This window comes from Comamonas squillarum (genome assembly GCF_025309455.1).
GTDB classification, from domain to species: Bacteria; Pseudomonadota; Gammaproteobacteria; order Burkholderiales; family Burkholderiaceae_C; genus Comamonas; species Comamonas squillarum.
The window spans coordinates 2,094,486-2,107,814 of the sequence record NZ_CP104377.1 but is presented as its reverse complement, the minus strand read 5'-3'; the positions used below and the strand labels follow the sequence as shown (position 1 = coordinate 2,107,814).

14 protein-coding genes are annotated in these 13,329 nt (G+C 62.3%); 1 reads left to right on the top strand and 13 read right to left on the bottom strand.

The genetic code is table 11. The annotated features are described in order from the left end of the window. Positions 1-2: 2 nt before the first annotated feature. Positions 3-650, bottom strand: a complete 648-nt coding sequence (locus N4T19_RS09865; protein WP_260720104.1) for an aspartate/glutamate racemase family protein — start codon at positions 648-650, stop codon at positions 3-5. A 9-nt stretch (positions 651-659) separates the two neighbouring features. After that, positions 660-2,087 (bottom strand): MFS transporter, encoded by a 1,428-nt coding sequence (locus tag N4T19_RS09860; protein WP_021027198.1) that lies wholly within the window; start codon positions 2,085-2,087, stop codon positions 660-662. A 26-nt stretch (positions 2,088-2,113) separates the two neighbouring features. On the opposite strand from N4T19_RS09860, the gene N4T19_RS09855 reads away from it, so the two are divergent. Continuing rightward, positions 2,114-2,323, top strand: a complete 210-nt coding sequence (locus tag N4T19_RS09855) for a hypothetical protein (RefSeq protein ID WP_182343031.1) — start codon at positions 2,114-2,116, stop codon at positions 2,321-2,323. A gap of 178 nt (positions 2,324-2,501) precedes the next feature. On the opposite strand, the gene N4T19_RS09850 is transcribed toward N4T19_RS09855, so the two are convergent. From N4T19_RS09850 to N4T19_RS09800, 11 genes are all read right to left on the bottom strand, one after another. Continuing rightward, positions 2,502-2,738 carry a hypothetical protein gene (locus tag N4T19_RS09850; RefSeq protein WP_133248201.1) on the bottom strand — a complete coding sequence of 79 codons (237 nt, stop codon included), beginning with the start codon at positions 2,736-2,738 and terminating at the stop codon, positions 2,502-2,504. A gap of 221 nt (positions 2,739-2,959) precedes the next feature. Further along, entirely contained in the window at positions 2,960-3,391 is a 432-nt protein-coding gene (locus N4T19_RS09845) for a GNAT family N-acetyltransferase (protein WP_116927212.1), read from the bottom strand. Between the two features lie 150 nt (positions 3,392-3,541). Beyond that, complete coding sequence (locus tag N4T19_RS09840) at positions 3,542-4,246, bottom strand: NYN domain-containing protein (protein ID WP_116927213.1); 705 nt, start codon at positions 4,244-4,246, stop codon at positions 3,542-3,544. A gap of 51 nt (positions 4,247-4,297) precedes the next feature. Beyond that, a complete protein-coding gene (locus tag N4T19_RS09835) occupies positions 4,298-4,555 on the bottom strand; it encodes a hypothetical protein (RefSeq protein WP_133248202.1) in 258 nt (85 codons plus the stop codon). 128 nt (positions 4,556-4,683) lie between these two features. Then, on the bottom strand, positions 4,684-5,529 hold the full coding sequence (locus N4T19_RS09830) for a MurR/RpiR family transcriptional regulator (RefSeq protein WP_182343029.1): 846 nt from the start codon (positions 5,527-5,529) through the stop codon (positions 4,684-4,686). A gap of 89 nt (positions 5,530-5,618) precedes the next feature. Then, positions 5,619-6,428 (bottom strand): 2-oxo-tetronate isomerase, encoded by an 810-nt coding sequence (gene otnI, locus N4T19_RS09825; RefSeq protein ID WP_260720103.1) that lies wholly within the window; start codon positions 6,426-6,428, stop codon positions 5,619-5,621. 66 nt (positions 6,429-6,494) lie between these two features. Beyond that, entirely contained in the window at positions 6,495-7,181 is a 687-nt protein-coding gene (locus N4T19_RS09820) for a class II aldolase/adducin family protein (protein ID WP_260720102.1), read from the bottom strand. Positions 7,182-7,201: 20 nt separating this feature from the next. Continuing rightward, positions 7,202-8,473, bottom strand: coding sequence for a 3-oxo-tetronate kinase (gene otnK, locus N4T19_RS09815; RefSeq protein ID WP_260720101.1), 1,272 nt, complete (start codon positions 8,471-8,473; stop codon positions 7,202-7,204). Next, complete coding sequence (gene ltnD, locus N4T19_RS09810) at positions 8,470-9,393, bottom strand: L-threonate dehydrogenase (protein ID WP_260720099.1); 924 nt, start codon at positions 9,391-9,393, stop codon at positions 8,470-8,472. Before ltnD ends, otnK begins: the two co-directional genes overlap by 4 nt. A gap of 100 nt (positions 9,394-9,493) precedes the next feature. Continuing rightward, the gene (locus N4T19_RS09805) at positions 9,494-10,858 is read right to left on the bottom strand and encodes a GntP family transporter (RefSeq protein ID WP_182343021.1); all 1,365 of its coding nucleotides are present in this window, start codon (positions 10,856-10,858) and stop codon (positions 9,494-9,496) included. Between the two features lie 293 nt (positions 10,859-11,151). Then, positions 11,152-13,230 carry a catalase gene (locus N4T19_RS09800; protein WP_260720097.1) on the bottom strand — a complete coding sequence of 693 codons (2,079 nt, stop codon included), beginning with the start codon at positions 13,228-13,230 and terminating at the stop codon, positions 11,152-11,154. Positions 13,231-13,329: the final 99 nt, after the last annotated feature.

Below are 13,329 nucleotides of genomic sequence, written 5' to 3'. Positions count from 1 at the left end.
TCTCAACCCATCAGCTGGGCCAGCCTGCGCACCGCCGCCGGTATCGGCGCAATCACCGGCAGATCCAGGCGCTCGGCCAGCGCAATGGCGGCCTGGCCCAGCGGGCCGCCGCCAATGATCACGGCCTGCGCGCCATCCTCGTCCACACAGCGCTGCACAGCTTGGGCCAGTGCGGCTTCCAGCGCCTGCGCATCACCACTCAAGGCGCGCGGGTCGCCCTCGGTCAGGCGGATGCCGGTGTAGAGGTGTGCCAAACCCACGGCAGCCACGCGCCCGGCAATCGGCTCCTCCAAATCCGGCGTCACAGTGGCCACACCAAAGCGCCGCCCGCCGCTGACCGCCTCCAGCATCGAGGCCTCGGCAATGCCGACGACGGGCACGGCGCTCAAGGCGCGCAGCCGCTCCAGCCCTGGGTCGCCAAAGGCGCTGATGATGACACCGGCGCAATCGCTGGGCGCCTCGCGCCAGCAGTCTTCTACCTCCAGCGCGGCTTGCGCCAGCTCGGTCGCGTTGACGATCATCAACGGGCCCTTGCCGGCGGTGCGCGGCAGAATCTGCCACGGCGCGGGCGCCGAGAGCTGGGCAATGTCGGCCATCATCGCAGTGGTGGCCTCGGAGGCATTGGGGTTGATCAGCAGGATTTTGGACATGCAGCAAAACTAGGATTGGGCCGTGGCAGGCGTGCCAGCCAGCGGCTCGGCATCGGGGGAGCGGCCATAGGTCTCGGGCACGCATTGCACGCTGATGATGAAAATCAGGTACATCGCAGCGGCCAGGCCAAACACGCCGCCCAGGCCAAAACCATCAAACAGACGGCCGGCTACCAGCGGCATCAGCGCACCGGCGGCCGTGCCGGTGGCGAGGATGAAGGCGGTGCCAAAGGCGCGCACACGGGTGGGGTAGAGCTCGGGCGCATAGATCCAGATAGTAGTGTTGAGCAGCAGCACAAAGAACTGGAAGGTAGCCCCAGCAATCAGCAGCACCACAATGCTCTTGGCGGCAAAGCCAATCGTGAGCGCCGCCAGGCAGGCGCAGATGGCGCCGGCGGTCAGCACCCGTTTGCGCGGAAAGTGAAAGCCCAGCGCTGATGCCGCAATCGCGCCCAACAGGCTGCCGCTTTGCATCACCATCGTGAACAGCAGGCTCTTGGACATGCTGTAGCCCAGGCCCACCAGAATCGTCGGCATCAAGGTCAGCACCGAAATCTGCGCGCCATAGGTCATCCAGATGGTAATGCACAGCGGCACCGTGCGGCGGCCGAGCGCGCCCCGGAAAATCTCGGTGATGCGCACCTTGATTTTGGCCGCCGTGGTGCTGGCGCCGTCATCGCTGATATAGGGATGGGCGGCTTGCGCGGCGCCCGCCAGCTTGCCCGATGCCAGGCGCGTCAGCACGGCATTGGTCTCGGCAATGCGGCCTTGCGACAGCAGAAAACGTGGCGTCTCGGGGATATAGCGGCGGTAGAACGCAGCCAGCAGCGCCGGCACCATCAGGCAGACAAAGAGCCAGCGCCAGCCGTTGTCGCCGGGGAAGATCCAGAACACCAAGAGGCCAAAGGCGGGTGCCAGAAAATTGCCCAGCCCGCCCGCGCCCACATTGACCAGACCGACCGCTGTGCCCCGGAACTTGGACGAGCAGAACTCGGACAGCATGGTGACCGCAATCGCAATCTCACCCCCCAGGCCAAAGCCCACCACCGCCCGGCCCAGCGCCATCACCGCCAGATTGGGCGCCATCGCGCAGATGCCCGCACCAATCGTGAACAGCAGCAGGTCCACCGTCAGCATCACGCGCCGGCCATAGCGGTCTGCGATATAGCCCGACACGATGCGGCCAATCGCCGCGCAGGCAAAGGTCACCGAGTTGAGCATGCCGATGTCCGACGCCGTCAACCCCCATTGCTCCTTGAGCATGGGCCCGATGATGCCGACCGCGTTCTGCTCGAAGCTGTCAAACAGGCAGCCAATCAGGATCAAAAAGATGATCGTGTGGTGCGAGCGGGTCACCCCAATCTTATCCAGGGCCTGGTCGAGTTCGGCCACCTTGGGAGAGTCGGGTGCAGAGGAAAGTGCAGGTCCACCAGCCATTGAAAGCTCCTTGAGAAGAGTCGTGCTTGCTCGATTCGGATCGCTGCGCCAGTGTTGGGCAGTTCATCGAAGTTTGGTATAGGTATTTCACTAATATGGTGCATATGAAATTGAAATTTCATGCACCAGCCAGACAAAGCAAGCAACGTGCCATCTATCTCGGTATCGGGGAACAGGGCGGTGGTGGTGGTTTTCTCAAAGCAAGGGTGCAGCTAGCTGCTGCGCCGGCGGCGTAGGGAGCCACGAAGAGAGAGGCTGCGATCCATGAGGTGAGGGCTGGTTGCGTCAGGGTGCAATCACCGTAGCCCCAGAGTTGTAGCGACTGGCCTGCTGAGTGACAGTGTTCGTGCGAACGGTTTGAAGGGGCTTTTGACTGTCTCTGAACGACCTACAGTAGTCATGCGTTCTGACTAGCTAAATGCTATCTTTTTTTAAAGCAAGGATGCTCTTTCCCTTCTCTGGATTTTCGGGCGAAAAACACTGCTGCGAGCCATCCTGAGAATCAATGAACAACCTTCCACAAGATCCACATTGCCACATCGTGCGGGCTGGCGTCTGGACTATTTTTCTTGCGTGCATGTATGCATCGTCTTTGCTTAATTTGCCGCTGAAAATTGAATCAATGATTGCACTATCGAGAGTGTCAAACACATCGAGCCAGCCTTGATCAGGCGTTATGTGTGCTTTGTTGGGTAAGCAGTCCGTACCATCAACAATGAACGAACCACAGAGGCATCGAATTTTCAAAGTAGAGCCTTGCGCTAGTGTTAGCGGAGTATTTTTTTCTGAATGTTAGATCGCAGTCGGCAGACTGTAAATTGCCGATGTGCTAACGTCGCAGACCGACGCTCAGCAGATATTGAATACGCCGCTCAGTTTTTTGAATTATATATATTTGGAGAGTATCGTTCCATATATGTATCTGGATATAGCGGGGATGTAAATCCATATTCCTTATATAAGCCATGGGCGTTGCTGGTGGCTAAAGTGAAACGCCGTAGCCCCTGAAGTAGAGGATGAGATAAAACAGCTCTCATTAGAGCTTTACTATAGCCGTTCCCCCGGCATTCAGGAATAACGAAAACATCAACAAGATTGGCAAATGTCGCGCTATCCGTGATGACGCGACAAAATGCTACTTGTCGATTTTCTATATAGCCCCCAAAGCATAGAGAGTTGTCAATTGCTTTGCGCAATAATTTCAGTGGGATATTCTTGGCCCACGGAGTTTCAGTGGAAAGAAAGCTGTGAATCAAAAGGATATCCAGCTCTTTCTTGTCGGTTGAAATGCGTAAATCTTTCATGATTGAATACCTCGTCAGCGCATGTCATATTGGTTGTCAGCTTCTGGCTGGAGGACTAGACCACCACCGCAAGAAAATTAGCTGCAGACTTGCTTATTCATTTGCTCTTGCATTGTGGGCTTCTTGCCGATTGTGGCGTCGTAAATCTAACTACTTTAGCCGAAGCTCAACGTGCACAAATTCGGTTGAGTCTGGAGCATCTCTGACTTCAAGGTAAGACTGCGTGCGAACCAAGTCGCTAAGCTTTTTAAAGCCGTAGTTACGTGGATCGAACGAGGTATGCGTCTTTCCTAATAGGCTACCCACGGTTGCTAGTCGGGACCATCCGCTATCGCGTGTGGTTTCTCGAATTGCGTGAACAAGTAGCTCCTTCAGGTCAGGGACGTCGGCGACTTTTGCATGGGCTGTTGGTTCTGCGGTAGCCTTTAAAACCTCGAAAAAAATGAACTTGTCGCACGCGGCAATGAACGGCTCCGGAGTTTTTCGCTCACCCATGCCATAAACAACCTTACCTGCTTCGCGCAAGCGAGTTGCAAGTCTTGTGAAGTCACTATCACTTGAGACAAGGCAAAAGCCATCTACGTTTCCCGCGTACAGCAGGTCCATCGCGTCGATGATGAATGCGGAATCGGTTGAGTTCTTGCCTTGGGTATAAGAAAACTGCTGAATAGGTTGAATCGCGTGTTTGTGAAGATGTGCCTTCCATCCAACAAGATTTTGCGTCGTCCAATCACCGAAGGCGCGCTTAACTGTCGCGATGCCGTACTTGGTAACTTCCTCTAGTACTTCCCTCGCCACAGAACTTGAGGCGTTGTCAGCATCAATTAGAACCGCGAGTCTTGCCGTATCGGTCATCTCAGAACACCTTCATATAGAAAAATAAAAACCAGAGTTAGCTATTGGCCGTTACCAGTACCTATCGTACTTGGCAGTCCATCCATCGTAGATCGTGTAGGTTATTGGAAAAATCTGCTCTTCGAGCACGCCCAGATGTCGAGCTAGACGGGCCTCTGTTTCCTGTCCTTCGCGTTTCATGTTCAGGTTGAATTTCACTGTCTCATCGCCACAGAACACAGCAAACGCAAAACCGCCGGCCATGTAACCCGGAAAAATGAGACCTGAAGGCATGCGTGTTTCCGCGCCAACATAGGGTCCGCGAACCATACCCGCCTCCGCGGTGGCCAGGTAAGGTCACCTTGTTTCTGGCATCCAGCTGCAAAACTGTGTTGTTGGTCGCAAACAGTACGACGCCCTAGCGGCTGCTGCACAAAACAGGAGCGTCCTGCAAGCCATCAAAACTCCTGGTGCTGCTCATGCTGCTGCTCAATGGCCGCCAGGCGCTTGCGGCCCGGCGCGCCGGCTGCCTCCAGCACCATGGTAGCCAGCAGGTCGCAGACGGCCATCACGGCCACATGGTTGTCCAAAAGGCCTGAGCCATGGCAGTCGCACTGGATGGACCAGGTGGCAGCGGCGTAGTGGGGGGAGGCCTGGTCGCTGACCAGCAGCACAGCAGCGCCGGCCTTGCTGGCAGTGGCCAGCAGTGCGGCCATCTGGCGGGTCTGGCGGCGCATGCCAAAGATGATGACGCAGTCGTTTTTGTTGAGGCTGGCGGTGTACTCGGCCAGCGTTTCGCCGGGGCCGGGCAGGCTGATGACCTGGGGCACCACCTGGATGATCTGCCAGCGCAGGTACTGCGCAAACGCGTGGCTGCTGCGGCTGCCAAAGATGAGCACCTGGCGCGCGGCGATGATGGCCTGCACGATCTCGCTCAGCTGCGGCTCACTGAGCTGGTCCAGGGTGTTGATCAGGTTGGCGAGCGAGCGCTCGCGGTGCGTGGCCAGCATCTGCCCGCGCTGGAACGCCTCGGTGGCCGACTGGAACAGCGGCGAGCCGCTTTGCTTGTCCTCACGCACCTGGCGGCGCGCTTCTTCGTAGTTCTCATAGCCGAGGCGCCGGATAAAGCGGCTTACCGTCGAGGGCGACACCTTTGCCAGTTGGGCCAGCTCATTGCCGGCATAGCTGGCCAGCTCGCCGGGGAACTCCAGCACAAAGTCGGCCAGTTGCCGCTCGGTGGCGGGCAGTGCCTGCAGGTGCTGGCGCACCCGCTGCAAAAAGGATTCGGTCGCTGGTGGTCGCATCGCAGGGCGGCGGGCCGGGAGGCCTGCGGCTAAAGGGGGATGAGGGGATTCTAGGCCACCCCATCCACCACGGGGGTGCGTCGAGCCGCTTACTCAGCCTTTGCCAGATAGGGCTTGAGCCAGCCCAGGCCATCGCTGGTGGCATGGGGCGCTGCGCCGCGCGCGGGCTTGTACTCGCAGCCAATCCAGCCGTCCCAGCCCAGGCTGTCCAGCAGCGCAAACAGATAGGGGTAGTGCAGCTCGCCCACATCGGGCTCGTGGCGCTCGGGCACGCCGGCAATCTGGATATGGCCGACCTGGCCCGTGGGCAGGTACTGGCGGATCTTCATCGCCAGGTCGCCCTCGACGATCTGGCAGTGGTAGAGGTCCATCTGCACCTGCACATTGGCGGCGCCAATCTCGGCCACCAAGGCATGGGCCTGGTCCTGGCGGCTCAGGAAGAAGCCGGGCATATCGCGGCCATTGATGGGTTCGAGCAGAATGCGTACATCCTGCGCTGCTGCATGCTCGGCCGCATGGCGGATATTGGCGATGTAGGTGGCGCGCACGGTAGCCGCATCCACGCCCGCGGGCACCAGGCCGGCCATCACATGCAGGCGCGGGCATTGCAGCGCTTGGGCGTAGCGCAGCGCCTGTGCAATGCCGTCGCGGAACTCGGCCTCACGCCCGGGGATGCAGGCGATGCCGCGCTCGCCCCGGTCCCAATCGCCCGGCGGCGCATTGAACAGCACCTGCTGCAGGCCTTGCTGCTGCAGCAAGGCTGCCAGCTGCTCGGGCGCGTAGGCGTAGGGGAAGAGGTACTCGACGGCCGTAAAACCATCGTGGGCGGCGGCGGCAAAGCGGTCCAGAAAGTCCAGGTCGTTGTAGAGCATGGACAGGTTGGCAGCAAAACGGGGCATGGGTGATTTCCAAAAAAGGGGCGGCCGGCAGGCAGAGGGTCAGTGCACGGCAGGCAGGGTGTGGTTTTACCAGTGCGCGCCAAAGCTTTGGCGCAGCTCGTCAATCTGGGCCTCGCTCAGCGGCGCGGGTGGCTGCTGGCGGCACTGGTTCCAGAGCAGGGCGGTCTCTTCCAGCTCTTCCAGTGCGGCCATCGCGGCAGCCGGGCTTTCGTGCCAGACATTGGGGCCCAGGCGCGCCAGCATCACCGCGCGGATCGGCCGGCCCGCTGCTGCGTACTGCGCAATCGCCTCGGCCACGGCCTGCGCCGCATCGGGCGAGCCGGGGCGGTGGTAGGGGATATGCGGCACGCGGCCCACCTTCATCACAAAGTAGGGGGTCAGCGCGGGCAGCAGCTCGGCGGCGGGCACCACCCCGGGCACAGCAGTGGCTTGCAGCGAGCAGGCCACCAGCTGGCGGCTGTGGGTGTGGATCACGCAGCCGGCGGGCGTGGGCGTATTGGCGCTGGCCTCGTAAATGCGCCGGTGCAGCACGATGGTCTTGCTGGCGCGGTCACCGCTCAGCTGCTGGCCTTGCAGATCGAGCTTGGCCAGGCGCTCGGGCACCAACTGGCCCAGGCTGGCATCGGTGGGGGTGATCAGGTAGCCATCGGCCAGGCGCACGCTGATATTGCCGGCGCTGGCATGCACATAGCCGCGCTGGTACAGCGATGCTCCTACCCGGCAGATCTCGGCGCGGGCGCTGGTTTCATCCATAAAGACCATGGTGTTCAGCCTTACAAAGCGGTGAATGCCTTGGTGAAGAAGTCGGTGCTGCCAAAGTTGCCCGATTTGAGCGCGATGTGCAAGCCCTCCGGCGCTGCAGCGCTGGCCGCATGGCACCAGGGCACGCCCGGGTCAATCTGGCCGCCGATGCGCATCTGTGCAATGCCCAGGGCCTGCACGCAAGCGCCTGATGTTTCGCCACCGGCCACCACCAACTGCCGCACGCCCAGCTCCACCAGGCCGCGCGCAATGGCGGCCAGCGTCTGCTCGACCAGTGCGCCGGCCTGCTCCACGCCCAGCTGGGCCTGGATGCTGCGCACATCGTCGGGCTCGGCGGTGGAGTAGACCAGTACCGGGCCGCTCGCTAGATGGGGACGCGCCCAGTCGAGCGCCTCGCGCACCACATCGTCACCAGCGGCCATGCGCAGCGGCTCGATCGCAAGTGCCGGGCGGCCGCTGGCGATAAAGTGCGCCACCTGGGCATTGGTCGCCACCGAGCAGCTGCCCGACACCACCGCCTGCAGGCCACTGGCCGCTGGCAAGGCGGCAGCCTGGTTGCTGGGTTGCAGGCCAAAGTTGGCAGGCAGCGCAATGGCGACGCCAGAGCCAGCGGTCACCAGCGGCAGATCCGCCAGCGCCGAGCCCATGCGCAGCAGGTCGTCGTTCGATACCGCGTCGACAATCGCGATGCCCACGCCGTCGGCCTTCAGCGCCGCAATGCGGCTGCGGATGGCGTCCGCCCCCTGGGCGACTACGCTGTGGTCAATCAAGCCCACCTTGCGCCGGGTCTGCGACTGCAGCACGCGCACCAGGTTGGGGTCAGTCATGGGGGTCAGCGGGTGGTTCTGCATGCCGCTTTCGCTCAGCAGCACATCGCCGGCAAACAGATAGCCTTTGAAGACGGTGCGCTTGTTGTCGGGGAACGCAGGTGTGGCGATGCTGAAGTCGCTGCCCAGCGCATCCATCAAGGCCTCCGTCACCGGGCCGATATTGCCGGCCGGCGTGCTGTCAAAGGTGGAGCAGTATTTGAAATAGATCTGCTGCGCGCCCTGGCCCTGCAGCCAGCGCAGGGCCTCCAGGGACTGCGCCACGGCCTGCTCAGCGGGGATGGTGCGCGACTTGAGCGCCACCACCACGGCATCCACCTCGGTATCCAGCGGGCCCGTAGGCACGCCAATGGTCTGCACTACGCGCATGCCGGCGCGCACCAGGTTGTTGGCCAGGTCGGTGGCGCCGGTAAAGTCATCGGCAATGCAACCCAGCTTCAAGGCAGCGCCGCTCATCGCTGGCCTCCGTCGTTGGCAGCTTGGGGGAGGGTGATGCCGGGGAAGATCTTGATCACGGCGCTGTCATCTTCCTTGGCGTAGCCGGCAGTCGATGCCTGCATGAACATCTGGTGCGCAGTGGCCGCCAGCGGCAGCGGAAACTTGCTGGCGCGCGCGGTATCGAGCACCAGGCCCAGGTCCTTCACAAAGATATCGACGGCCGACAGCGGTGTGTAGTCGCCCGCCAGCACATGGGCCATGCGGTTTTCAAACATCCAGCTGTTGCCGGCGCTGTGGGTGATGACCTCGTAGATCGCGGCAGCATCCACGCCTTCGCGCAGGCCCAGGGCCATGGCCTCGGCCGCTGCGGCAATGTGTACCCCTGCTAGCAGCTGGTTGATGATCTTGACCTTGCTGCCCGCGCCCGCCTTGTCGCCCAGGCGGTAGACCTTGCCAGCCATCGCATCGAGCACATCGCCCGCGGCCGCATACGCCGCGGGCGTGGCCGAGGTCATCATCGTCATCTGGCCCGCTGCCGCCTTGGCCGCGCCGCCGGAGATCGGGCCATCGACATACAGCACGCCGCTCTGGGCCAGGCGCGCCTCCAGCGCGATCGACCAGTTCGGGTCCACCGTGGAGCACATCACAAAGGTGCTGCCGGGGCGCATGGCGGCAGCGGCGCCATGCTCGCCAAACAGCACGGCCTCGGTCTGCGCAGCGTTGACGACGACCGACACCACCACGTCGACCTGGGCGGCCAACTCCGCCGGGTGGGCGCAGGCCACGCCGCCGGCGCTGGCAAAGTTGGCCGCTGCGCCAGGGCGCACATCGCAGACATGGACCTGGTAGCCCCGGTTGCGCAAGGTTTGGGCAATGCCCAGGCCCATCGCGCCCAGGCCGATGACGCCCACCTTGGCGTGCTGTGCTTGTGTAGTCATTGGAGATGCTCCCGTGAATCAGAGATAGAGAATGCCCGGCCGGGGGCCGGGGCACAAGAATGCAAGTGACAAATAGCCAAGCGGCAAGCGAGGCTGCGGATCAGGCCACCAACGCCCAGACCAGGCAGGTCAGCGCAAAGCCAGCGACGCCCAGCACGGTCGTCAGCACCGTCCAGCTGCGCAGGCCATCGGCCACGCTCAGGCCCAGGTAGCGGGTCACGATCCAGAAGCCCGAGTCATTGACATGCGACAGCCCCAGGCCGCCAAAGCCAATGGCCACCGTCAGCACGGCGACCTGCACGGCGCTGTAGCCGCCGCTGTGGATGCTCTCGGCCAGCAGGCCGCAGGTGGTGAGAATGGCCACGGTTGCCGAGCCCTGCGCGGCGCGCAGCGCCAGCGAGATGATGAAGCCCAGCAAAATCAATGGCAGCCCCGTGCCCGCCAGCGCCTGCGACAGCGCCGAGCCAATGCCGCTTACCGTCAGCACCTTGGCAAACACGCCACCGGCGCCGGTCACCAAAATCACCGTGGCCGCTGCGGGCAGGGCCGATTCCATCACGTCATTGGTGCGCTTGCGCGTCCAGCCCAGTGGACGCACCAGCAGCACAAAGGCCAGGCCAATCGCGACCATCAGCGCAAAAATGGGCGCGCCGGTAAAGGCCAGCAAGTCGCGCAGTGCATGGCCCTTGGGCAGCATCGTCGCCGCCGTGGTGCCCAGCATGATGAGGGCGAGCGGCGCGAGGATCAGGGTCAGCACGGCGCCCACGCCGGGCAGCTTGGCCGCAGGGGCATCGGCCGCATCACCGCTGCCAAAGTTGCGGAACTGGGCCTGCGCATCGGGCAGCATCGCGTAGTCGCGGCGGTTGAGCAGGCGGCCCAGCCACTGAGCCACAAAGGCCAGCGGAATGCAGATGCCCAGGCCAATGACCGTGATCCAACCCACATCGGCCGACAGCACGGCCGCGCCGCCCACAATGCCCGGGTGCGGTGGCACCACCACATGGGTGGCCAGCATGATGCCGGCCACCGGCAACCCGTACTTGATGGGGTTGACGCCTGCGGCCTTGCAAAAGCCATAGATGATGGGGATCAGGATGATGAAGCCCACATCAAAGAACACGGGGATGGACAGCACCAGTGCCGCCGCGGTCAGCGCCGCAGGCACGCGCTGGGGCCCCAGGATCTGCGTAAAGCGCTGCGCCAGCGTATTGGCCCCGCCCGAGACCTCTATCATGCGCCCCAGCATGGCGCCCAGCGCCACCAGGATCGCCACTGAACCCAGGGTGCCGCCCATGCCCGAGATCAAGGTGGGGATGATGTCGGCCAGCGGCACCCCTGTGGCCAGCGCCACCAGCAGGCTGACCAGCATCAGCGCGACAAAGGCATGGATTTCGAAACGGATGATGAGTAGCAACAGCGCAGCAATGCTGGCGCCCGCAATGCTCAGAAGGGCAATGGTCGTCATGTGAAGGACTTGTCTCGTTGACTCGTTAGAAGAACTCCTGAGACCCTTGAATCGCAGGAGACTGGTATGGTTATCATACAAATTTTGCCGGATCATAGCATTGCTTTCGCAGTGCTTTGGTTCGCACTTTCCCCGAGAAATTCTGGGGTTTTTGAGAGGCGTGGGGATGCCGCTGCGCGCCGGTGACACGCATAAAAAAGGCGCCGCAGCTTTCACTGCAGCGCCTTTGGTTCGGCGTCGACCACGGTGGGCCCAAGGCCCAGGCCTCGGCGATCTAACCCGCCACTAAGGTATCAAGCCAAGGTACGCAACGTTGGCTCGCGCTCCCAGAATCGGGTCTTGGCACCGGCAATAAAGCCGGCCACATCCTTGGGGTCAAACACGCCTTCATCGGGTTTCACACCGGCGGCATCCAGGATCAGATGCGTGGCCTTGCAAGCGGCAATGGCTTTCAGATGCCCAAAGGCATCGCGGAACCAGTCTTGCGCCGCGCTGTCCTTGCTCAGCATCTCGCCCGATGCCATCGGGATCACCGAGGCGACCGCATCGAACTGCGCCGATGGCGCGCCGGCCAGCTGCGCGTCGGCGGCGATGTGCTTGCCATCGCTCAAGGTCGCTCCACCAATCTTGGGGGCGATGATCTTGACCATCGCCTTCTCGGCCAGGATCGCTTTTTGCAGCGCGGCCACATTCTCGGCGTTGGAGCCATCGTCCACCAAGATCGCCACGCAGCGGCCTTCCAGGGTCGGCTTCATGCGGTCGATGATGCGCAGCGCAGGGCTGGGCGGCAGGTCCTGCACGGGCACCGCCGGCTTGGCCGGTTTGGGCAGCGCAGCCAGGCCCAGGCCCTTGGCCACGCGCTTACCCAGGTCGCTGTCAATCACCAGCAGATGGGCGACCATCGCTTCGCGCACATGGGGCGTCTGCACCTTGGACAGCTCAAACACCAGCGCCGAGGCCATATGCGCCTGTTCTATCTCGCTCTGGCTGGTGTAGAACAGGCGCGCCTGGCTGTAATGGTCGGCAAAGCTTTCGGGGCGGATGCGGCTCTTGGCATCGGCCTCCGACGGTTGCGCAAACGAGCGGAAGCCCTGGGCGCGCGATTCGCGGGGCGAGTTCGGGTCCAGGCTCGATGGCTCATAGGCCACACGGCCCTTGGGCACCTGGGTTTGCATATGGCCATCGCGCTGGGTGTGCGCAAACGGGCACTTGGGCGCATTCACGGGGATCTGCGTAAAGTTCGGCCCGCCCAGGCGCGACAGCTGCGTGTCCAGGTACGAGAACAAGCGGCCTTGCAGCAGCGGGTCGTTCGAAAAATCAATACCGGGCGGCACATTGGCCGGGCAAAACGCCACCTGCTCGGTCTCGGCAAAAAAGTTGTCCGGCCAGCGGTCCAGGGTAAAGCTGCCGATCTTGGTGAGCGGAATCACTTCTTCCGGAATGATCTTGGTCGGGTCCAGGTGGTCATAGGGCAGGGCATCGGCTTCTTCCTGCGTGAACAGCTGCACAAACAAATCCCAGGCGGGGGCATGGCCGGCCTCGATCGCTTCGAACAGGTCACGGCGGTGAAAGTCGTTGTCGGCCGCTTGCAGCTTGGCCGCCTCGTCCCACACCGTCGACTGGATACCCAGCTGCGGGCGCCAGTGGAACTTCACAAAGGTGCTCTCGCCCTGGTCGTTGATGAGGCGAAAGCTGTGCACGCCAAAGCCTTCGATGGTGCGCAGGCTGCGCGGAATGGCGCGGTCGCTCATCGCCCACATGATCATGTGCATCGACTCGGGCATCAGCGAGATGAAATCCCAAAACGTGTCATGCGCCGAAGCAGCTTGCGGAAAGCCCCGGTCCGGTTCCATCTTCACGGCGTGCACCAGGTCGGGGAACTTCATCGCGTCCTGGATAAAGAACACCGGGATGTTGTTGCCCACCAGGTCCCAGTTGCCTTCCTCGGTGTAGAGCTTGATCGCAAAACCGCGCACATCGCGGGGTGTATCGACCGAGCCGGCGCCGCCTGCCACCGTGGACATGCGCGCAAAGATCGGCACCTTCTTGCCGACTTCGGTCAGCACCTTGGCCGTCGTGTATTTCTTCAGCGAGTGGCTCAGCTCAAAGTAGCCATGCGCTGCCGTGCCGCGTGCATGCACGATGCGCTCTGGAATGCGCTCGTGGTCAAAGTGGGTGATCTTCTCGCGCAGCACAAAGTCTTCGAGCAGGGTGGGGCCCCGATTGAAGGCGCGCAGCGAGTTCTGGTTGTCGGATACCGGAATGCCTTGCTGCGTGGTCATTACCGGGTGGCCGTCACCGGCCTGCTCGTGCAGCTCGCCCCCAGCGCCTTGGGTGGGGGCTGCGGACGAAGTCGTTTTGCGGGTGGTCATCGTGGATCTCCAAGTTAGGGTGGCAGTGCATGTCTGCCGGTGGGCTCAAGCCTTCAAGGATGACCGCTGCGCGGCAGCGCGCTTGTAGGCGTTTGGAGG

Excerpts from the sequence above, each read along its gene's own strand:
- otnI (WP_260720103.1), bottom strand. The coding sequence starts at position 6,428 with ATGCCCCGTTTTGCTGCCAACCTGTCCATGCTCTACAACGACCTGGAC.
- N4T19_RS09865 (WP_260720104.1), bottom strand. The coding sequence starts at position 650 with ATGTCCAAAATCCTGCTGATCAACCCCAATGCCTCCGAGGCCACCACT.
- N4T19_RS09820 (WP_260720102.1), bottom strand. The coding sequence starts at position 7,181 with ATGGATGAAACCAGCGCCCGCGCCGAGATCTGCCGGGTAGGAGCATCG.
- N4T19_RS09840 (WP_116927213.1), bottom strand. The coding sequence starts at position 4,246 with ATGACCGATACGGCAAGACTCGCGGTTCTAATTGATGCTGACAACGCC.
- N4T19_RS09845 (WP_116927212.1), bottom strand. The coding sequence starts at position 3,391 with ATGAAAGATTTACGCATTTCAACCGACAAGAAAGAGCTGGATATCCTT.
- N4T19_RS09830 (WP_182343029.1), bottom strand. The coding sequence starts at position 5,529 with ATGCGACCACCAGCGACCGAATCCTTTTTGCAGCGGGTGCGCCAGCAC.
- N4T19_RS09800 (WP_260720097.1), bottom strand. The coding sequence starts at position 13,230 with ATGACCACCCGCAAAACGACTTCGTCCGCAGCCCCCACCCAAGGCGCT.
- N4T19_RS09805 (WP_182343021.1), bottom strand. The coding sequence starts at position 10,858 with ATGACGACCATTGCCCTTCTGAGCATTGCGGGCGCCAGCATTGCTGCG.
- N4T19_RS09835 (WP_133248202.1), bottom strand. The coding sequence starts at position 4,555 with ATGGTTCGCGGACCCTATGTTGGCGCGGAAACACGCATGCCTTCAGGT.
- N4T19_RS09860 (WP_021027198.1), bottom strand. The coding sequence starts at position 2,087 with ATGGCTGGTGGACCTGCACTTTCCTCTGCACCCGACTCTCCCAAGGTG.
- ltnD (WP_260720099.1), bottom strand. The coding sequence starts at position 9,393 with ATGACTACACAAGCACAGCACGCCAAGGTGGGCGTCATCGGCCTGGGC.
- otnK (WP_260720101.1), bottom strand. The coding sequence starts at position 8,473 with ATGAGCGGCGCTGCCTTGAAGCTGGGTTGCATTGCCGATGACTTTACC.